This window comes from Clavibacter nebraskensis NCPPB 2581, from assembly GCF_000355695.1.
Lineage (GTDB): Bacteria > Actinomycetota > Actinomycetes > Actinomycetales > Microbacteriaceae > Clavibacter > Clavibacter nebraskensis.
Window position 1 is genome coordinate 2,545,514 of sequence record NC_020891.1, and the last position, 19,713, is coordinate 2,565,226.

The window sequence follows — 19,713 nt, forward strand, 5'->3', positions numbered from 1 at the left end:
GCCGGGCGCCGGTGCTACCGTGACGCCCGTGAGCCGGGATCTGGGAGTCGACGACCTCCCGGACCTCGTCGGCGGGCTCCTCCTGCTGGGCTCCGGCGGGGGCGGCGACCCGCGGATCCTCGCGGCCGCCACCGCCCGCCAGCTGCGGGACGCGCCGGTGCGCGGCATCGGGCTCGACGACCTCGACGCGGACGACCTCGTCGTGGCGGTGGGGTACATCGGATCCACGTCGGTGCTGCGCGAGAAGCTCCCGTCCGGCACCGAGCTGGCCGAGGCCGTCGAGGCGCTCACCCGCTGGACGGGCTCGCCGCCGGCCGCCCTCATGGCGCTCGAGATGGCGGGCGTCAACGGGCTCGCCCCGCTCTCCGCCGCGTCGACGCTCGGCCTCCCGCTCCTCGACGCCGACCTCACCGGCCGCGCGCTCCCCCGCATCGACCAGTCGAGCCTCGTCGTCTCCGGCCGCGCCATCTCGCCGTGCGCCGTCACCGAGCCGGGAGGGCGGACGATGCTGCTCGACGGCGTCACGCCCGCCGAGGTCGAGGGGCTGCTCCGGCTCGTGATCGCGCACTCCTCCGGCTGGGCGGCGCTCGCCCTGCCGCCGCAGCGGGCCGCCGACCTCCGCGCGACCGCGATCCCCGGCACCGCCGAGCGGGCGATCCGGCTCGGCCGCGCCCTCCGATCCGCCGACGGCGCGAGCACCCCGGCCGGTCTCGCGGCGGCCGTCGGCGGCACGCTCCTCGGGCACGGCCGCATCGTGGACGTCGTCACGACGCCCCGCCCCGGCCGCTTCGACGTGACGACGGTCAGCGTGGTCGACGAGACGACCGGCGCGGTGATCCGGCTCGAGGCCGAGAACGAGTTCGTGATCGCGCTCGTGGACGGCCGGCCGGTCGCCACCGTCCCCGACCTCATCGCGGTGGTCGCCGTCCCGGGCACATCCGTGGCCGGGACGCGGGTGGTCCTCGTCGACGACGCGCGGCCGGGCGCCCGCGTCGTCGTCCTGGCCCTCGACGCGCCCGCGTGGTGGACCGCGACGCCCGAGCGCCGGGCCGCCGTCTCCCCCGCCGCCTTCGGGTTCGGCCGGGTCGACGTGGACACGGACGCCGACGCCAGCGCGTCCGGGGCGCGCGCGTGATCCGGCCGATCCCCCTCTCCGCGCTGCTCGACCACGCGTCGCTCGCGGACGTGCGCCGGGTGGCGGGGGCAGCGGATCCCGCGGTCTCCGGCGTCGGCGGCGTGCGGATGGACGCGCCGGTGGACGACGCGACGGACCTCGAGGCATCGGGCGCGGCCGACGTCCTCGTCGTCCTCGACCGCGCCGAGCGCACCACCTGGCGCTTCGACGCGCGGCTGCGACGGCTCGCCGACCGGGGCGTCGCGGCCGTCGTGCTCGACGCGGCCGTGGCGGTGGATCCCGCGACGACGCTGCTCGCCGACCGCCTCGGCATCGTCGTGCTGGCCTGCGACGACGCGTGGGCGACCTCCATCGCCCTGCACGACCGCCTCGGCGACGCGCGCGCCGCCGCCGGCCGCGCCGCGCTCGACGCCGCGTCCGGGGTGGCGGACGCGGGCCGGGATCCGGCGGACGCCCTCCGCGCCGCCGCCGCGCTGCTCGGGCGCCCTGCCCTCCTCGTCGACTCCTCCGGCCGCGCGCTCGCGCCGGAGGGCACCGCGCCCTCCGCGGACGCACACGCCGCCATCGCCGCCGGCCTCCCCGGCCACGTCGACACCCGCCCCGTCGGCGAGCACGGCACCCTCGTCACCGCGCCCGTCGACTCGGGGCTGCTGGCGCCGAGCTGGCTCGCGGTCGAGGTGCCCGGACCCGTCGCCGCCGAGGTCGACGCCGTCGCCGCCGCGCTCCCCGTCGTCGCCCTCGCGGTCGGGCACCGCCTGTCGCTCCGCCGCGTGGTCGACGAGCGCGAGGCCCGCTGGCGCATCGCCCTCCTCGGCGAGCTCCTCGAGGCGGGCGACTCCCCCGGCGCCGGGCTGCTGCGCCGCGCGCTCGAGCTGGGCTGGCGCGTCGAGGGCTGGCACATGGGGATCCGCGTCGTGTCGCGCCAGGACGCCGACCTCGTCGGCCGCCGCTACGAGCTCATCGAGGCGCTGGCGGCGGAGGGCCTCGACGTGGCCGTGGTCGAGCAGGGCGACGGCTGGGCCGCGTGGATCTCCTTCGCGCTCGAGCCCGACGTCCCGACCGCGAACGACGCCGCCCGCGCGGTCCGCCGCGCCCAGCAGCGCTGGGACGACGACCTGCCGAGCGACGTCGGCGTCGGCCGCGTGCACCGCGGACCCGCGGGCATCGCCCGGTCGCTGGCCGAGGCCGCCGACGCCGCACGCCTCGCCGCGTCCCGCCCGCAGTCCGGCCGCTTCCTGCACGTCGACCGCCTGGGCCTCGCCCAGCTCCTCCTCGCCTGGACCCAGACGGACACCTTCCAGCCCGCCGCCCTCGAGCTGCTCGCGCCGCTCCGCCGCCAGACCACGGGCGACCTGCTCACGACGCTCGCCACCTACCTCGACGCGGAGTCGTCGGTCGCGGAGACCGCCTCGATCCTCGCGGTGCACCGCAACACGGTGGCCGAGCGGATCCAGCGCGTGCAGCGCATCCTGCAGGTCGACCTCCAGGACGCCGAGACGCGCCTCGCCCTGCATCTCGCGTGCCGCACGGTGCTGGCGGCGGAGGCGTAGGGCCGGCCGTCAGGACGCCGGGACCGGCTCCGCCCCGTCGAGCGCGCGGCTGGCCCGGTACTCCTCGGCCGCCGGGTGCAGGGCGAACTCGACGAGCTCCACCGCGTGCGCCTTCAGGGCGTCGAGCACCTCGTCGGGCGTGACGTAGAAGAACTCGCGCCGCAGGTTGATCCGGTTCACCCGGTGCTCCGCGAACGTCCGGTGCAGCATCGCCTCGACGCCCACCGCGTCGTCGGCGAAGAACAGCGCGTGGACGTCGAAGCGGAACGGCACGGACGCGTCGCCGAGCTCGACCACCCGGTCCATCGGCTCGAGCCGGCGCGTCATGCCGATCTTCACCATGCGCTCGCCGAACGCCCCCACGTTGGAGATCACGTAGACGTATCCGGCGCGCACGTTCGCCGCGCGGTAGTCGACATCCACGAGCGCGCGGTCGACGTCGTCGATCCGGTCCCGCATGCGCGCCGCGCCCTCGACGTCGCCGTTGGTCTCCAGCGCGGCCAGGGTCGCGGCGTAGTGGGCCCGCTCCTTGTCGAGGCGATCGCGCTCGGCCTGCAATTCCGCCGTCGCCTTGGCCTGCTCGCGGAGCTCCGCCCGGCGCTCCCGCTCCATCTCCTTCTCCGCCTGCAGCACGCGGAGGTGCGCGCTCGCGAGCTGCAGCTCCTCGAGTCGCAGCTCGTGATATCCGTCCTCGATGCGGAGGTCGATCATCGTCCCGCTCTTCGCGATCTGCTCCGCCGCCCGGGTCAGCCGGTTCTGCGCGACGTGGAGGTTGCCCGCCCTGGTCGCCTTCACGGCGTTCTCCGCCTCGGCGTTGTAGGCGCGCAGCAGCACCTTCGACATGTCGCTCACGAAGCGCCGACCCTGCGCGTCGGATCCGTTGAAGGTGAACCCGGACGTGGCCGTCACCGCCCGCTTGTCCCGGACGGCGTTCTTGATCGTGTACCGCAGCGCCTCCAGCCGCGACGCGAGCTCGGCCGAGGACTCCGCCGGGTGGTCGTAGTCGAACAGGCCGACGCCCTGCAGCTCCGCCGTCGCGGTCACATGGACGAGCTCGGCGCGCGCGGTCGCGAGCTCCGCGTCGACCGCGCGCCGGGTCTCGATCCGCTCGTGCACGGCCTCGTCCGCCGCCTGGAGCTCGGCCTCGGCCCGGATGCGCGCGGCCCGGGCGTCCGCCTCGGCCCGGTCGCGCGTCGCCGTCGCCTCCGCCTCGGCCCGGAGGCGCTCCGCCCCGGCCTCCGCGAGGATCCGGTCGCGCTCCTCCCGCGCCGCGGCGACCAGGGCGGTCGCGGCGTCGGCCCCGGTACGCCGGGAGGACTCGGCCTCCGCCGCCGCGTGGGCGCGGTACTCGTCCACCTCGGCGAACTCGCGCATGCCGTGGCGCCGGATCAGGTCCTCGAGCTGCGCGATGTGCGCCTCGGCGGCCGCGGCCCGCTCCCGGGCCTCGCGCTTCGAGAGGCGGTCGACGGGCGGCGCGGCGGGCGCGACCGGCTCCGGCTCCGGCTCCGTCGGGGTGACCTCGGGCTTCGGCTGCACGTGCTCGCTCCACCGCTCGCCGTCCCACCAGCGGACGTAGCGGGGATCCTGGTCGTCGTACCAGCCGGCGGCAGCGCTCATTCCCTCAGGCTAGGCAGCCGCCCCGGCCACCAGGAGCCCCCGTTCGAGGCGGCGTCCGCCCTCCCCTGTGGACGCTCGCCCGCTCCCCCCAGCCGCCGCGCCTACCGTCGACATCACCGCTCTCCCGCCGCACGCGCGGCTAGGCGCACCTCGGCCCGACTCAAGTGCGCCACGGCGGATCGACCACGACACGCACGAGAGGCACGCCCCCATGACCGACACCACCCGCACGATCCCCTGGGACGGCTCGCTCGACGAGCGCGCGGCCCGGGCCCTCGAGGCGCCAGGAGGCCTCGTCGTCGCCGCCACCAAGGTCGGCTACATCCTCATGACGACGGACGGCACCGGCCTCGAGCGCAAGTTCGACGCCAAGCAGCGCAACCGCGACAAGCCGGGCGTGGTGCTCTGCACGAGCATCGAGCAGCTGAAGGAGCTCGCCGTGCTGAACGACGAGATCCTCGCCTTCTACCAGGAGCACTGGGACGCCGACGTGCTCCTCGGCTGCATCCTCCCCTGGCGCGAGGACGCGAAGCACCTCATCCCCGACGAGGTCGCCGGCCAGCTGGCCATGGACCGCCGCGGCACGAGCTGCTTCGTGATCCGCTTCGGCCGCCCCGCCGAGCAGCTCGCCGAGCGCCTCTGGGAGAGCCGCCGCCTGTCCTTCGCGAGCTCCGCCAACCCGTCGGGCAAGGGCAACCGCGGGCGCGTCGAGGGCATCGGGGAGCGCATCGAGCAGCAGGCCGACGTCATCGTGGCGGCCGACGACTACGTCGCCTCCATCCAGCCGGGACTCGACGAGACGAGCCGCCACGAGCAGGGCGTCATGGTCTCCATGGTCGACGCGTCCGGCGCGCTCATCCCCGAGCAGCGCGGCGAGCGCTCGGTCACCCCGAACCCGACGCTCATCCGCCGCGGCCTGGCGGTGGACGTCATCATGTCGGCGCTCGCCCGGTCGTTCCCGTCGTGGGACTACCGGCACGGCGAGTACTACTGATCCCACCGGGATCAGCACCCTCGAGGGCCCGCGGAGCGCGTCTCCGCGGGCCCTCCCGCATTCCCGCGCGGCGGTCCGTGGCGCGCCCCTCTAATTCCATAGGTGAGGAGATGGCTCCGCATTCCCCTGTGATATGCCCGCCGCGTTCCGCCGCGACACGCGGGAAACACCGCCGTCGACACCCTGCTGACGAGACGGAATGCGCGCGACGAGGGCGCGACGACGTATCAGCGGACCGGTTCCCCGCGGATTCTCGCCCGATTTCCGCCGCCGATTCACGAACGATGTCGGATTTCCCGTCCGCACCGGGTATCGTGGTTCGCACCGCATCATCTGATGCGCCATCGGCAATGGAAGGAACAGACGTGGCTCGCAAGGTTGTCACCACGCTCGTCGACGACATCGACGGCGTCGTCATCGAAGAGGGAAAGGGCGAGACCGTCCCGTTCGCGCTCGACGGCGTGAATTACGAGATCGATCTGAGCGACGCTAACGCCGCGAAGCTCCGTGAGGCGCTCGACACGTACGTCGACCGCGCCCGCCGCGTCGGCCGCGCCTCCACCGGCCGTTCGACGAGCTCGCGCCGCTCCTCCTCCAGCGCTCCGAAGGAGGACCTCGGCGCCGCTCGCGAGTGGCTGCGCGAGCACGGCCACAAGGTCTCCGAGCGCGGCCGCATCTCCGCCGACCTGCTCGAGGAGTACCGCGCCAACAAGTAGGCGACACGACGCGCGCATCGCGCGCAGCACGTGCGAAGAGGGCCGATCCGCCAGCGGATCGGCCCTCTTCGTCGTCTCACGGGCACCCCGTAATGATTTACGCAGCCCGCGGAATGCCAGGCCTCCTCGTGCCCGGCGCGCCGCGTGTCACGCGCATGTCACTCCCGCGTCGCGGGGGCGTCGCGGGGGCGCGAGCACTCTGGCCGGGAAGAAGGAGCACCGTGCCGAATCACCTCGCATCACCCGGGACCGCAATTCCCGCCCGCCGCCCCCGTCGTCGCATCCGTCAGCGCGTCCTCGCCACCGCGGGCGCCGCGCTCATCGCGCTCGTCGCCGTCGTCGGGGTCACCGGGCAGATGCAGTCCGCATCGGCGGCCGTCTCCCCCACGACCACGTCCCAGTGCAACGACACCCCCAACGGCGGTGGCGACCAGGTCGAATGCGACGTCACTGTCGTGAACGAATTGAACGTGGCGACGCAGACCGGATCATCGACGGTCACCACCCGCGTGTGCGCCGGCGCCGCGGGAGCGGCTCCCCTCTGCACCACGACGGTGTCGCAGCGCGACGGGATCATCATCACCGCGGTCGACCAGTGCAACGGCGTCGCGAACGGCGGCGGCAGCAATGTCATCTGCAACGTGGACATCACCAACAACATCGTCGGCGACAGCACCACCACGCCCGCGACCGTGAACCAGTGCGTCGGCTCCGCCACGGACGGCGCAGCGGGCGGGACGGCCTGCAACCCGGTCTCCAGCACCACGGGCGCCGACGTCACGCAGTGCAACCGCTCCGGCAACGGCGGCGGCGCCGCGGGTCGCGTCACCTGCACCGTCCCGACGTCCACCGTCACCTCCGCGCTCCTCGTCTCGGTCAACCAGTGCAACGGATCCGGCAACGGCGGCGGCGCGACCGTCACCTGCGCCACGAACATCAGCAACTTCGTCACCGCGGTCGTGACGCCGACGCCCACGGCGACGCCCAGCGCGACCCCCACGGTCGAGCCGACCACTCCCGCGCCGACGCCCACGGCCCCGACGCCCACGCCGACGGCCCCGACCCCGACGCCCACCCCGACGCCGACGGCCCCCACGCCCACGCCGACGGCTCCGACCCCGACCCCCACCCCGACGGCCCCGACGCCGACGCCGCCGGTCGGCACGCCGACCCCGACCGCGGGCACGCCGACCCCGACCGCGGGCACGCCCACGCCGGGCGTCGGGACGCGCACACCGTCGAGCACGCCCCCCGCGCCGATCGTCCCCGGGGGCACGACGCCCGGTGGCTCGCTCCCGGTGACGGGCTACGCCCCACGCCCACCATCGCCTGGGGCCTGGCCGCCCTGGTCCTGGGCGCCCTCGGACTCGGGTGGAAGGCCCGACGCCGGTCCACCGAGCGGTAGCCACCCCGCGGATCGCCTGACGGATCGCCCGACGACACGTCGTCGGGCGATCCGTCGTGCGTAGCCCCAAAAGCACTTGCGTGATGGGATTTCGCTTCCCAGCGGATACGGTGGCCGCCATGGAGGTGCCGGATGCATCAGCGAGTCGAGGGCGGATCCCCGTCCTCAGCGCGCCGTCCGACCACCCCCGCCCGCCCGATCGTCGGCCGCCCGATCCGAGCCGAAGCGCCGTCGTGATCCGCGTCGACGTGCTCGGCGGGTTCCACGTCGCGGGCCTCGGCGCCGATCCCGCATCCGCCTCCGCGCGCCCGGATCCGCACGGCGCCGCCCTCTCCGACGGCACCAGGCGCCTCATCGCCGCGCTCGCGATCCGCGCCCGCCCCGCCGACCTGGGCACCCTCGCCAGCCAGCTGTGGCCCGACGCGCTGGACTCCCGCGCCGCGTCGAGCCTCCGCTCCGCCATCGCCCGCCTCGGCGACGGGGGACGCGAGATCGTCCGCTCCGCGCCCGGCGGCCTGATGCTGAACGACGCCGTGGCCGTCGACCTCCGGACGGCCCGCACGACGGCCGCCCGCCTGCTCGAGCCGCGGCAGGAGGAGCCGGACGACGCGGTCATCTCGCCGGCCGCGGTCGACCTCTTCAGCGCCGACCTCCTGCCCGACTGGTTCGACGCGTGGCTGGAGCCCGCGGCCGAGGAGTGGCGGCACCTCCGGGTCAACGCGCTCGAGGCGCAGTCCCAGGCGCTCCTGACCCGCTCGCGCCTGCACGAGGCGGCGTCGGCCGCCCGACGGGCCATCGACGTGGATCCGCTCCGCGAGACCGCGCAGCGCTGCCTCATCGCCGTGCACGTGGCGGCCGGCAACCGGTCCGACGCCCTGCGCGCCTACGAGATCTACCGCACGCGCCTCGAGCGCGAGGTGGGCCTGGAGCCGACGGAGATGCTGACCGGCCTCGTGTCCGGCCTGCGTCCCCGCGTCTCCGCCCGCCGCGGCCACTGACGATCCGGGCGACTGCCCGTCACGTCGCCCGCCGGGCTGCTCGGGCGCCCGCCGTCACGTCCCGAGCCGCTCCCAGAGGAACGCGTGGATGAGCGACTGCAGGCGCGCCGTCGCGGGATTGTCCGCGGATCCGCCGTGGCCGCCCGCCGTGTTCTCGAAGTACCAGGCGTCCTCGACCCCGGTCTCGTGCAGCAGCGCGACCATCTTCCGCGCCTGCACGGGGCCGACGCGGTCGTCGCTCGTGGCAGCGTAGACGAGCGTCGGCGGATAGGCGACCCCGGCGCGCACGTTGTGGTACGGCGAGAAGGTCCGGATGAACTCCCAGTCGGACGCCACGTCCGGATCCCCGTACTCGGCGATCCACGACGCCCCCGCCGACAGCCGGGTGTACCGCCGCATGTCGAGGAGCGGCACCCCGCAGATCACCGCGCCGAACAGCTCCGGGTAGGTCGTGAGCATGTTGCCGACCAGCAGGCCGCCGTTGCTGCGGCCCTCGCAGCCGAGGCGCGCCGGCACGGTCACCCCGCGGGACACGAGGTCGCGCGCGACGGCGGCGAAGTCCTCGTAGGCCCGGTGCCGGTCCTGCCGCAGCGCCGCACGGTGCCAGGCCGGCCCGTACTCGCCGCCCCCGCGGATGTTGGCGAGCACGTACACGCCGCCGCGCGCCAGCCAGCCGCGTCCCCTGACGCCGCTGTAGGAGGGCAGCAGGCTGTTCTCGAAGCCGCCGTAGCCGGAGAGCAGCGTGGGCGCGGATCCGTCGAGCGGCAGGTCGCGCGGCCCCACCTGGAAGTAGGGCACGCGCGTCCCGTCGTCGGACACGGCGAAGTGCTGCTGCACCTCGAGCCCGCGGGCGTCGAACGACGCCGGCTGCTCCTTGACCGGTCTCGGCGCTCCCTGGCCGACCACGCCGTGCAGCAGCGTCGGCGGCGTGAGGAACCCGGTGACCGCGAGCCAGTACTCGTCGGTCTCCCGGTCGGTCGCGACGACGGAGACGGACGCGATCGGCGTCCCCACGCGCACGTCCTCCTCGTGCCACCCGGCGGGTCCGGCGTCGGTCGGAGGCGTCAGGACGCGGATCCGGCTCGCGACGTCCTCGAGGAGCGTGAGTACGAGATGCCCCGCTGTCCACGCCCAGTCCTCCAGGCTGCGGGACGAGGTGGGCGCGAACAGCACGGCGAGCTCGCGGGATCCGGCGAGGAAGTCGTCGAGGCGCGCCGCCAGCAGGGATCCCGCAGCATGCACGACGCCGCCGATCTCCGTGTCCGTGCGCGGCCGCAGCACGAGCCACTCGCGGTGCAGGTCGACGTCCACGTCCTCCGGCACGTCGATCCGCACCGTGCCCGCATCCGTCAGCAGCAGCGTCCGCGACGTGAAGAAGTCGGGCACCTCGCGCACGACGTCCCGCTCGTACCCCGGCGTCGGGTCGTGCGTGACGTGGACGAGCATGTCTGTCGCGGCGACCGCGTGCACCTCGGGCGCGTCCGCCAGTGCCTGCCCGCGGCTCCAGCGCCGCGCGGTCCGCGCGTACGAGCTCTCGGTGAGGCTGCCCGGCCCGAAGTCCGTGCCGACGAAGACCGTGTCCCGGTCGATCCACGACACCATCGTCTTCGCGACCAGCACCGCGAAGCCGTCCTCGACGAAGCGTCCGGTGGTGAGGTCGAGCTCGCGGACCGCCACCGCGTCCCCGCCGTCCGGCGAGAGCGACACGAGCGCCCGGTCGCGCGCGGGCGACAGCAGCTGCGCGCGCGAGAACTGCCATGGGATCCCCTCGGCCGCGCCCAGCGCGTCCAGGTCGAGCAGCACCTCCCACTCGGGCGCCGGCGCCTGGTACTCGTCGAGCGTGGTGCGACGCCAGAGCCCCTGCACGTGCTCGGCGTCGCGCCAGAGGTTGTAGAGGTGCTCGCCGTGCCGGGTCACATACGGGATCCGCTCGTCGGATTCCAGCACCTCGAGCAGCTCGCCCGTCAGCTGGGCGCGCGATCCCTCGGGCGACCGGGCGAGCGTCCGCGCGTTCTCCGCACGCACCCACGCGAGCGCCCTGTCGCCGTGGATCTCCTCCAGCCAGAGGAACGGATCGTCGGGGGTCGAGGGGTCGCGAGCGTCGGCGGTCATCCCCTCAGCCTACGGAGGCGGGGCGGCGCGATCAGGCGGCCGGCGCCAGGAACTCGTCCCACCCGGGAGCGGGGCGCTCCATCCCGCTGACCACCCAGCCGCTCCCCTGCGGCGCCCGCGGGGACGTCCGCAGCGTCCAGCCCATCTCCTCCGGCGTGCGGTCGCTCTTGCGGTTGTTGCACGAGAGGCAGCAGGCCACCAGGTTCTCCCACGTGTCCTTGCCGCCGCGCGAGCGCGGGAGGACGTGGTCGATGGTGGTCGCGTTGCGGGCGCAGTACGCGCACCGGCCGCCGTCGCGCCGCAGCACCCCGCGCCGCGAGACGGGGACGCGGCGGGCGTGCGGGATCCGCACGTACCGCGTCAGCAGGATCACGGACGGGCGGCCCCACGCGCCGCCGTTCCCGAGGATCGGGTGCTCCTCGTCCTGGGCGAGCATGGTGGCCTTGCCGCTCAGCACGAGCACCAGGGCCCGCTTGAACGACACGACGGCGAGCGGCTCGAAGCCCGCGTTGAGTACCAGTGTGCGCACGACATCCCTCTCAGACCGGCCTGGACGGCTTCCAGGAATCCGAATGAGGCGTCCCGCCCCCGGGAACACGCGAAGGCACCGCCGAATGGACGGCGATGCCTTCTAGGAGAACGGGTGACCGCTCGGGTGGAGCAGGTGGCTGCCCACCCGGGGATGGTGCCGATGCCCGTGGCGCACGTGCGCATCCATGGTGCGGATGTCAGGTGCGGTGGTCATCGGGGCTCCCGGGCGGGTCGAGGGACGTCTCACCGGACAGGCTAACCCAGCGTCCCCCGTTTGTCCCGGGGAACGCAGGAGGCCGGCGGCGCATCCCACAGGGTGCGTACCGCCGGCCTCCCGGTCGATCTCGTGCCGGTCGTCAGCCCAGGAGGCGGACGTAGTGCACGTCGGAGCTCCAGACCGGGCGCTCCTTGACGTGGTCGCCGGGCTTCGGCGCGTCGATCATGATGCCGTTGCCGGTGTAGATGCCGTCGTGGCTGCCGTCGTTCCACACCACGATGTCGCCGGCACGGGCCTCGGAGGCCGGGACGGTGACGCCGGCCGCGCCCTGCGCCCGCACCGAGTGCGGGAGGTTGAGGCCGAACTGCGCGAAGACGTACTGGACGAGGCCCGAGCAGTCGAAGCCGGCGGGGGTGTTGCCGCCGAAGACGTAGGGGACGCCGAGGTACTGACGGGCGACGGCGGCGACGCCGGTGGCCGATGTGCCCGGGTAGATCGGGTTCTGGGCGAGCTGGGAGGCGGACGCGCCCGTGTAGCTCGTGGCCGAGGAGGCGAGCTGCGTGCGGCGCTGCTCGGCGAGGGCGGCGCGCGCGGCGGCCGCCTTCTGCGTGCTGAGGTCGGCGACGGAGGTGGCCGTGAAGCCCTCCTCCTCGACCGGCGCGGACGACGCGTTGTCGGCGGTGACGACCTGCGCGTTGGCGGCCGTGTAGTCCTGCAGCGAGGCGCCCGCGGCGGACGAGGTGTGCTCGAGCGAGGATCCGGCGGCGTACGCCGGGATCGCCATGACGCCGACGAGGCCGGTGACGAAGGTCATCACGACCGCGTTGGCGGCCTTGGTGCGGCGCGACCGACCGGCCGGCACGGGGGCCGGGGTCAGGCGGGGCGCGGGAGCCTGGAGCGTGCGGGTCGCGGAATCGCGACGCGGGCGGACGGCCTTCGCGCTCTCGGCGGCGCGGAGCTCGCGGCGAGTGGGCAGGCGATCCATCCCGGGTGCGGGCGGTCGGGTCGGGTCGGTCGGGTTCCCGACGGAACCGCTGATGTCACCATGGGCCAAGTTGTCAACCTCCTGCGTCTCGACGCCGGACATGCTGGCGCCCCGTCCCTCCAAGGTCGTCGAGGGGTACTCATGCAGGGGACGGGTGTCGAGACGCCCTGCACCGGGCCCGGAACCTCTGTGGCGGTCGGTCGGGCCTGTTCGAGAGTAAGGGACGCGCACCCGTTTGTCATCCAGAGGGACCATATTTCTAACGAATCCATAACGGCCCACGTCATCCTCACGACGGATGCGGGACAGAACCCCCGGTGACGGCGGCGAGCCCCGATCACGGCCCCCGTCCAGGGGTGGTCCTGGGGATCTGCCCGGCGCCGACGCCGGACCGCGTCGGGGTCAGCGCTCGATGAAGATGTGCCCCGCGACCTCGAGCGGCAGCTCGAGCCCCGGCCCCGCGCCGTCGACCCGCACCAGGACGTACGCGCCCTCGCGGGAGAAGGACCCGGTCGCCCCCGGCAGCACGCCGGCCTGCTTGAGCTGCGAGAGGAGCTCGGGGTCGAACTGCACGGGCTCGCCCAGCCGGCGGATCACGCCGCGCGCGGGGGCGTCCTCGGTCGTGCCGAGCGAGGCCTCGACGATGCTCACGACGCCGGCCATGAACGCCACAGCAGGCGAGTCGCCCAGCTCGTCGAGCCCGGGGATGGGGTTGCCGTACGGCGACTCCGTCGGGTGCCCGAGGAGGTCGAGGATCTTGCGCTCCACCTGCTCGCTCATCACGTGCTCCCAGCGGCAGGCCTCGTCGTGGACGAACTCCCACTCGAGGCCGATGACGTCGCTGAGGAGGCGCTCCGCCAGGCGGTGCTTCCGCATCACGTGCACGGCCTTGCTCCGACCCTCGGGGGTGAGCTCCAGGTGGCGGTCGCCGCTGACGATCACGAGGCCGTCGCGCTCCATGCGCGCCACGGTCTGCGAGACGGTGGGGCCCGAGTGGCCGAGGCGCTCGGAGATGCGCGCGCGCAGCGGGACGATGGCCTCCTCCTCGAGGTCGAGGATGGTGCGGAGGTACATCTCCGTCGTGTCCACGAGATCAGTCATCGGGCCTCCCTTGCGCCGTGGACCAGCCTACTTCCCCGGGTGCGGGATGACCGGCGCCGGTCGTGGGACAGCCCGGGGCGACGGCGGACGGTCCCCTACCATTGCCGCATGCCGACCACGAAGATCCCCACCGAACTGCTGCCCCTCGACGGACGATTCGGCTGCGGGCCGTCCAAGGTCCGGCAGGCGCAGCTCGACCACCTCGCGCTCGCGGGTGCGCAGATCCTCGGCACCTCCCACCGCCAGGCACCCGTCAAGGACATGGTGGGGCGCGTGCGCGACGGGCTCTCCCGGCTCTTCCGCCTCCCCGACGGCTACGAGGTCGTGCTGGGGAACGGCGGATCCACGGCCTTCTGGGACGCCGCCGCCTTCTCCCTCATCGAGCGCCGCAGCCAGAACCTCGTGTTCGGCGAGTTCGGCGGCAAGTTCGCGAAGGCCGCCGCGGCGCCCTTCCTCGAGGCGCCCGACGTGATCCGCGCCGAGCCCGGCAGCCGCGCCTCCGCGAACCCGATCGAGGGCGTCGACGTCTACGCGTGGCCGCACAACGAGACCTCCACCGGCGTCATGGCGCCCGTCGCGCGCGTCTACGGCGACGAGGGCGCGCTCACGGTCGTCGACGCGACGAGCGCGGCCGGCGGGATCGACTTCGACGCCGCCCACGCCGACGTCTACTACTTCGCCCCGCAGAAGAACCTGGCGAGCGACGGCGGCGTCTGGCTCGCGCTGTTCTCCCCCGCCGCCCTCGAGCGCGTGGACCGCATCGCGGCGTCCGGCCGGTGGATCCCCGAGTTCCTGAGCCTCAAGAACGCCGTCGACAACTCCCGCCTGAACCAGACGCTGAACACCCCGGCCCTCGCCACGCTCCTCATGCTCGAGGACCAGCTGGACTGGATCGAGGGGGCCGGCGGGCTGACGTGGGCGGATGCCCGCACGCGCGAGTCGTCCTCGGTCCTCTACGAGTGGGCGGAGCGCGTGGAGTACGCGCGGCCGTTCGTGACGGATCCCGCGCACCGCTCGCAGGTGGTGGTCACGATGGACTTCGACGATTCCATCGACGCGGCCTCCGTCGCGAAGACGCTGCGCGCGAACGGGGTCGTCGACACCGAGCCGTACCGGAAGCTCGGGCGCAACCAGCTGCGGGTCGCGACGTTCACGGCCATCGAGCCGGACGACGTGCGGGCGCTCGTGCGCTGCATCGAGTTCGTGGTGGAGCAGGGCGCGGGCTGACCCGGCCCTCCCGGAGACGACGGCGGCGGCGGTCCCCTCGGGGGCCGTCGCCGCCGTCATGCGGGATGCGGGTCAGCGATCGGCGCCGTCGAAGCTCGTGTCGTCGTCATCGTCGTCATCGTCATCGTCATCGTCCGACGCGGTCGCCTCGAAGTCGACGCCGTCGAGGACGTCGTCCGCGTCCTCGGCGTCCTCCGTGGAGTCGTCGTCCTCGTCGTCGTCGTCCTCGTCGGACTCCGCCGCGAGGCGCTCGGCCTCCTGGTCGGCCTCGATGCCGGCGAGCCGGTCGGACCACGGCAGCCACTCGGGCGAGAGCAGGGCGCCCTCACCGGGCATCAGCTCGGCCTCGAGCACCGTCGGGGCGGCGTCGTCGACGCGGGCGAGCGTGACGGTCCAGAACCAGCCGGGGTACCCGGGCATCGTGTTCGCGAAGAGGAGCGACAGCACGCGGTCGCCCTCGACGATCGACCCGGCAGGCGACCCGACGGTCACGGCCGGCGTGATCTCGAGCAGCGCCGCGCGCGCGAGGTCGACGGCCGCGAGCAGCTCGGCGTCGGGGACGGCGGGCTCCCGGGGCGCCTCGGCCTCCGTCGCCACGTCACCGGTCACCGTGTCGTCGGTCGTCGCGTCGTCGGGCATCGCGTCAGGCGCGTCCACCGCCGCCTCGTCCGCGGTCGTCGTCTCGTCGTCCCGCGGCTCAGGCATCGAGCTCCTCCGCGACCCGGCGCAGCAGCGCCGCGATCTTCCGGCCGTGAGCCTCCTCGGGGTAGCGGCCTCGCTTCAGGCCGGTGCCGATGCCGTCGAGCACCTTCACGAGGTCCTCCACGATGACGGCCATGTCGTCGGCGGGCTTGCGGGACATGCGGGCGAGCGAGGGCGGGGCGTCGAGGATCCGCGCGGAGAGCGCCTGCGCGCCGCGCTTGCCGTCCGCGATGCCGAACTCGAGCCGGGTGCCGGCCTTCACGCCGGCGACGCCCGAGGGCAGGGCCGACGCGTGCAGGAAGACCTCCTGGCCGTCGTCCGAGCTGATGAACCCGAACCCCTTGTCCTCGTCGTAGAACTTCACCTTGCCGGTGGGCATGCGATCCTCTTCCCTCGCCCCGGAGGGGCTCGATGTGCTGGTGGGCGGTCCAGTCTATTCGCCGGCGCTCCGACCGGCCCGGCGCCATCGGCGTGCGGCCGCGGGCCCGCTGTCACGTGCGACGCGCCCGGGCGCGTGCCACGGCGTAGTCTGAGCGGATGGCATCCGAGACCGCACCGAGCGAGGGACGGGCCGAGCGCGTCCTCGCGTACATGCTCGCCGGGATCCTGCTGGTCGCGGTCCTCAGCATCCTCGCGATCCTGCTGGCACCGCTCATCTCCGTCGACGCGTCGCAGTACAGCACCCCCCTGTGGCAGGTCATCCTGCTGCTGCCGGCCGTGGGCATCCCCATCGCCGCTCTCCTCTTCATCGCGATCCTCATCATCAGCGTCCGCCGCCGACGTCGCATGGACGGCACGTCCCGCTAGCGGGACGACCATGACCGACGCCCTCGCGCTCGCGGCCCGCCTGCGCGCGCTCGACGACGCAGCGCTCGCCGCCCTGGTGCGCGACCGCGGCATCGACGCCGCCCGCGTCGCCGACCTCTTCGACCTCGCGGACGCGCTGCTCGCCCCTGAGGCCGTCGCGCGGGCCATGGAGCAGCTCGACCGCATGGCGCTGGCCGTGCTCGCCATCGCCGCCGAGGAGGGGGCGACCACGCAGCCCGTCGGCCTGGACGCGGTCCGCGACGCGCTCTCCCGCCGCTCGGGCGAGGACCCGCTGGATCCGGCGGGTCTGGCGGACGCCGCCCGCCGCGCCGCGGACACGCTCCTCGCCGTCGTCGACGACAAGGGCATCACGACGCATCCGGAGGTCGCGGCCGCCCTCGCCGCCTGGCCCGCGGCCGGCCTCCCGGGTGCGGACGAGCTGACCCGCCTCGCCCCTCCCGCGCCGCTCGCCGCCGTCCCGCGCGTCGATCCCGAGGAGGTCGACCGGAGGGCGGGCGAGAGCGCCTTCCGCTCGGTGGTGTCCGTCGCCGCCCTCATCGAGGAGCTGGACCGCGAGCCGGCGCGCGAGCTGAGCCGCGGCGGCATGTCCCTGCCCGACGCGCGCCGACTGGCTGCCGCGCTCGGCGCGGACCTCGACGACGTCCCCGTCCACCTGTCCCTCGCCGAGCGCGCGGCGCTCGTGGTGCGTTCCGGCCGCACCTGGTCCACGGCCGCGACGGCGGCCGCCTGGTCCGCGCGACCGACCGCCGGACGATGGGAGGCACTCGCCGCCGCCTGGCTCGACGCGCTGGCACCCGCGACACGCGAGATCCTCGCCGAGCGCGCCGACGCGTCGTGGGGAGCGGGGCTCGTCGACAGCGTCCTCTGGCGCTTCCCCGGCGGATCCGCGTGGATCGGCGAGCGCATCACCGCCTTCACGCGCGACGCCGGCCTCCTCGGCATCACGACGGGCGACGTCCCGAGCTCCGCGGGCCGCGCCCTCCTCACGACGGGACCCGGAGCCGCCTCCGCCGCGCTCGCGCCGCACCTGCCCGCCGAGGTCGATCGGGTCTACCTGCAGCACGACCTCACCGTCGTCTCCCCCGGCCCGCTCGACCCGGCGGTCGAGTCGCGCCTGCTCGAGGTCGCCGACGCGGAGGGCCGGGGTCTTGCCGCCACCTACCGGATCTCCGCCGCATCCGTCACGCGCGCCCTCGCGTCCGGCGGGACGCCGGACGCCATCCGCGCCTTCCTGGCGGACGTCTCGCTGACCGGCATCCCCCAGCCCCTCGACTACCTCATCGACGAGGCCGCCGCCCGCTTCGGTCGCCTCCGCGTCCGTCCGGCGTCACCCTCCGACGCGGTCCCGGACGCCCGGACCGCGATCGTCTCCGAGGACGGGCCGCTGCTCGCCACCCTCCTCGTCGACCGCGACCTCGCGCCGCTGCGGCTCGTGCGCGCGGCCGACGCGGTGCTCACGTCGGCCGCATCGCCCGACGCCGTCGAGCGCGCGCTCGCGGCCGCCCGGCTCGCGCCCGTCCGCGAGGACGAACTGGGCCGCCGCATGGCACCGTCCGGTCGGACCGCACCGACCCCGCACGCCGTCGCGGATCCCGAGCCCGATGCGGCCGACACCCTCGTCGCCCGCGTCCGCGCGACCGACGGCCCCGACGACGGAGCGGCGTGGACCACGCGCCAGCTCGAGGTGGCGATCCGCGCCAAGGCCGCCCTCCGCGTCCGCGTCCGCATACCCGACGGCCGCGAGGTGGAGCACGTGCTCGAGCCCTCCAGCATCGCCGGCGGTCGGCTGCGCGCCCGCGACCGGGTCGCCGACGTCGAGCGCACCCTCCCCCTCTCGAGCATCCTGGCGATCTCCGCCGGACCGGCGACCGCGTGAGCGCGCCTAGGCTGGCGGGCATGCCCGACGGCCCCCTCATCGTCCAGAGCGACCGCACCGTCCTCCTCGAGGTGGCGCACGCGGACGCGGAGGACGCGCGACACGAACTCGCCGTGTTCGCGGAGCTGGAGCGCGCGCCGGAGCACATCCACACGTACCGGATCACCCGGCTCGGCCTCTGGAACGCACGCGCCGCCGGGCACACCGCCGCGGACATGCTCGCGACCCTCGAGCACTACTCCCGGTTCCCCGTGCCGCAGTCGGTCACCGTGGACGTGACGGACACCGTCGGCCGCTACGGACGCCTGGCCATCGGGCGCGACGCCGACGGCGGGCTGCAGATCTCGAGCACCGAGTCCGCGGTCCTGTCGGAGGTCGCGAGCTCCCGCCGCATCGCGCCGCTGCTCACCGAGCGCGTCGACGCGACGACCTACCGCGTGCAGGCCTGGGCGCGCGGCCAACTCAAGCAGGAGCTCGTGAAGATCGGCTGGCCCGCCGAGGACCTCGCCGGCTACACGCCCGGCACGCCCCACGACATGGCGCTCGTGGAGGACGGCTGGACGCTGCGGGACTACCAGGCGGACGCGGTCGACCACTTCCTCGACGGCGGATCCGGCGTCGTCGTCCTCCCCTGCGGCGCCGGCAAGACGCTCGTCGGCGCCGCCGCCATGTCCCGCGCCAAGACGACCACGCTGATCCTCGTCACGAACACGGTGTCGGCGCGCCAGTGGCGCTCCGAGCTGCTCACGCGCACGACGCTCACGGAGGACGAGATCGGCGAGTACTCGGGCCAGTCCCGCGAGGTCAAGCCGGTCACCATCGCGACGTACCAGATCCTCACCGCCAAGAGGAAGGGCGAGTACGCCCACCTGGCGCTCCTCGACGCGCTCGACTGGGGCCTCGTCGTCTACGACGAGGTGCACCTCCTGCCCGCGCCCGTCTTCAAGCTGACCGCGGACCTCCAGGCCCGCCGCCGCCTCGGCCTCACGGCCACGCTCGTGCGGGAGGACGGCCGCGAGGGCGACGTCTTCAGCCTCATCGGCCCGAAGCGGTTCGACGCGCCGTGGAAGGAGATCGAGGCGCAGGGCTTCATCTCCCCCGCCGAGTGCTTCGAGGTGCGCATCGACCTGCCCGACGACGACCGCCTGGTCTACGCCGCCGCCGCGGACGACGAGCGCTACCGCCTCGCCGCCACGGCGCCCGCCAAGCTCGACGTGACGCGCGCGCTGGTCGAGCGCCACCGCGGCGAGAGCATCCTCGTCATCGGCCAGTACCTGGAGCAGATCGACGAGCTCGCGGAGGCGCTCGGCGCCCCGAAGCTCACGGGCGCGACGCCCGTGGCCGAACGCGAACGGCTCTACCAGGCGTTCCGCGACGGCACGGAGCGCGTGCTCGTGGTCAGCAAGGTCGCCAACTTCTCGGTGGACCTGCCCGACGCCACGGTGGCCATCCAGGTGTCCGGCTCGTTCGGGTCCCGCCAGGAGGAGGCCCAGCGCCTCGGTCGCCTGCTCCGCCCGGAGGCGTCCGGCCTGTCCGCGAGCTTCTACACGCTCGTCTCCCGCGACACCGTCGACCAGGACTTCGCGCAGAACCGGCAGCGCTTCCTCGCGGAGCAGGGCTACAGCTACACGATCCTCGACGCTGCCGGCATCGCCGCCTGACCGGGGCAGGGCACCCGCCACAGTCTGTTCCTAGCATCCAGGTGGCTCCCAGCGAGTG

The 19,713-nt window shown here is 74.3% G+C and carries 17 protein-coding genes; 10 read left to right on the forward strand and 7 right to left on the reverse strand.

Going from position 1 to position 19,713, the window contains the following annotated elements; genetic code table 11:
- The first annotated feature begins 28 nt into the window (after positions 1 to 28).
- Both CMN_RS11900 and CMN_RS11905 read left to right on the forward strand, forming a co-directional pair.
- Positions 29 to 1,135, forward strand: a complete 1,107-nt coding sequence (locus CMN_RS11900; RefSeq protein ID WP_015491059.1) for a DUF917 domain-containing protein — start codon at positions 29 to 31, stop codon at positions 1,133 to 1,135.
- Positions 1,132 to 2,685 carry a PucR family transcriptional regulator gene (locus CMN_RS11905; protein WP_015491060.1) on the forward strand — a complete coding sequence of 518 codons (1,554 nt, stop codon included), beginning with the start codon at positions 1,132 to 1,134 and terminating at the stop codon, positions 2,683 to 2,685. The genes CMN_RS11900 and CMN_RS11905 overlap by 4 nt, the downstream gene beginning before the upstream one ends.
- A gap of 9 nt (positions 2,686 to 2,694) precedes the next feature.
- On the opposite strand, the gene CMN_RS15435 is transcribed toward CMN_RS11905, so the two are convergent.
- A complete protein-coding gene (locus CMN_RS15435) occupies positions 2,695 to 4,302 on the reverse strand; it encodes an SNIPE associated domain-containing protein (protein WP_015491061.1) in 1,608 nt (535 codons plus the stop codon).
- A 211-nt stretch (positions 4,303 to 4,513) separates the two neighbouring features.
- On the opposite strand from CMN_RS15435, the gene CMN_RS11915 reads away from it, so the two are divergent.
- From CMN_RS11915 to CMN_RS11930, 4 genes are all read left to right on the forward strand, one after another.
- Positions 4,514 to 5,296 (forward strand): L-threonylcarbamoyladenylate synthase, encoded by a 783-nt coding sequence (locus CMN_RS11915; protein ID WP_015491062.1) that lies wholly within the window; start codon positions 4,514 to 4,516, stop codon positions 5,294 to 5,296.
- Positions 5,297 to 5,661: 365 nt separating this feature from the next.
- The gene (locus tag CMN_RS11920; protein ID WP_015491063.1) at positions 5,662 to 6,012 is read left to right on the forward strand and encodes a histone-like nucleoid-structuring protein Lsr2; all 351 of its coding nucleotides are present in this window, start codon (positions 5,662 to 5,664) and stop codon (positions 6,010 to 6,012) included.
- A 356-nt stretch (positions 6,013 to 6,368) separates the two neighbouring features.
- Entirely contained in the window at positions 6,369 to 7,481 is a 1,113-nt protein-coding gene (locus CMN_RS15605) for a hypothetical protein (RefSeq protein WP_487249735.1), read from the forward strand.
- Between the two features lie 169 nt (positions 7,482 to 7,650).
- Positions 7,651 to 8,415 carry an AfsR/SARP family transcriptional regulator gene (locus tag CMN_RS11930; protein WP_015491064.1) on the forward strand — a complete coding sequence of 255 codons (765 nt, stop codon included), beginning with the start codon at positions 7,651 to 7,653 and terminating at the stop codon, positions 8,413 to 8,415.
- 54 nt (positions 8,416 to 8,469) lie between these two features.
- On the opposite strand, the gene CMN_RS11935 is transcribed toward CMN_RS11930, so the two are convergent.
- From CMN_RS11935 to CMN_RS11950, 4 genes are all read right to left on the reverse strand, one after another.
- On the reverse strand, positions 8,470 to 10,527 hold the full coding sequence (locus CMN_RS11935; protein ID WP_015491065.1) for a prolyl oligopeptidase family serine peptidase: 2,058 nt from the start codon (positions 10,525 to 10,527) through the stop codon (positions 8,470 to 8,472).
- Between the two features lie 31 nt (positions 10,528 to 10,558).
- The gene (locus tag CMN_RS11940) at positions 10,559 to 11,056 is read right to left on the reverse strand and encodes an HNH endonuclease (protein ID WP_015491066.1); all 498 of its coding nucleotides are present in this window, start codon (positions 11,054 to 11,056) and stop codon (positions 10,559 to 10,561) included.
- 358 nt (positions 11,057 to 11,414) lie between these two features.
- The gene (locus CMN_RS15440) at positions 11,415 to 12,260 is read right to left on the reverse strand and encodes a C40 family peptidase (RefSeq protein ID WP_269446367.1); all 846 of its coding nucleotides are present in this window, start codon (positions 12,258 to 12,260) and stop codon (positions 11,415 to 11,417) included.
- A 402-nt stretch (positions 12,261 to 12,662) separates the two neighbouring features.
- Positions 12,663 to 13,361 carry an iron-dependent transcriptional repressor DtxR gene (locus CMN_RS11950; RefSeq protein WP_012039156.1) on the reverse strand — a complete coding sequence of 233 codons (699 nt, stop codon included), beginning with the start codon at positions 13,359 to 13,361 and terminating at the stop codon, positions 12,663 to 12,665.
- Positions 13,362 to 13,469: 108 nt separating this feature from the next.
- Here CMN_RS11950 and serC point away from each other — a divergent pair, with 108 nt between their 5' ends.
- Positions 13,470 to 14,588, forward strand: coding sequence for a phosphoserine transaminase (gene serC, locus CMN_RS11955; RefSeq protein WP_015491068.1), 1,119 nt, complete (start codon positions 13,470 to 13,472; stop codon positions 14,586 to 14,588).
- A 72-nt stretch (positions 14,589 to 14,660) separates the two neighbouring features.
- Here the strand turns inward: serC and CMN_RS11960 are convergent, their stop codons facing one another.
- Both CMN_RS11960 and CMN_RS11965 read right to left on the reverse strand, forming a co-directional pair.
- Positions 14,661 to 15,293 (reverse strand): DUF3027 domain-containing protein, encoded by a 633-nt coding sequence (locus CMN_RS11960; RefSeq protein ID WP_015491069.1) that lies wholly within the window; start codon positions 15,291 to 15,293, stop codon positions 14,661 to 14,663.
- The gene (locus CMN_RS11965) at positions 15,286 to 15,669 is read right to left on the reverse strand and encodes a cold-shock protein (RefSeq protein ID WP_015491070.1); all 384 of its coding nucleotides are present in this window, start codon (positions 15,667 to 15,669) and stop codon (positions 15,286 to 15,288) included. The genes CMN_RS11960 and CMN_RS11965 overlap by 8 nt, the downstream gene beginning before the upstream one ends.
- A gap of 158 nt (positions 15,670 to 15,827) precedes the next feature.
- Between CMN_RS11965 and CMN_RS11970 the strand changes: the two genes are divergently transcribed.
- Genes CMN_RS11970 through CMN_RS11980 form a run of 3 tightly spaced genes read left to right on the forward strand, consistent with a single transcriptional unit; the run spans position 15,828 to position 19,655 of the window.
- Positions 15,828 to 16,097, forward strand: coding sequence for a hypothetical protein (locus CMN_RS11970; RefSeq protein WP_015491071.1), 270 nt, complete (start codon positions 15,828 to 15,830; stop codon positions 16,095 to 16,097).
- 10 nt (positions 16,098 to 16,107) lie between these two features.
- Entirely contained in the window at positions 16,108 to 17,994 is a 1,887-nt protein-coding gene (locus CMN_RS11975; protein ID WP_015491072.1) for a helicase-associated domain-containing protein, read from the forward strand.
- A gap of 20 nt (positions 17,995 to 18,014) precedes the next feature.
- Positions 18,015 to 19,655, forward strand: a complete 1,641-nt coding sequence (locus CMN_RS11980; protein ID WP_041465302.1) for a DNA repair helicase XPB — start codon at positions 18,015 to 18,017, stop codon at positions 19,653 to 19,655.
- Positions 19,656 to 19,713 lie beyond the last annotated feature (58 nt).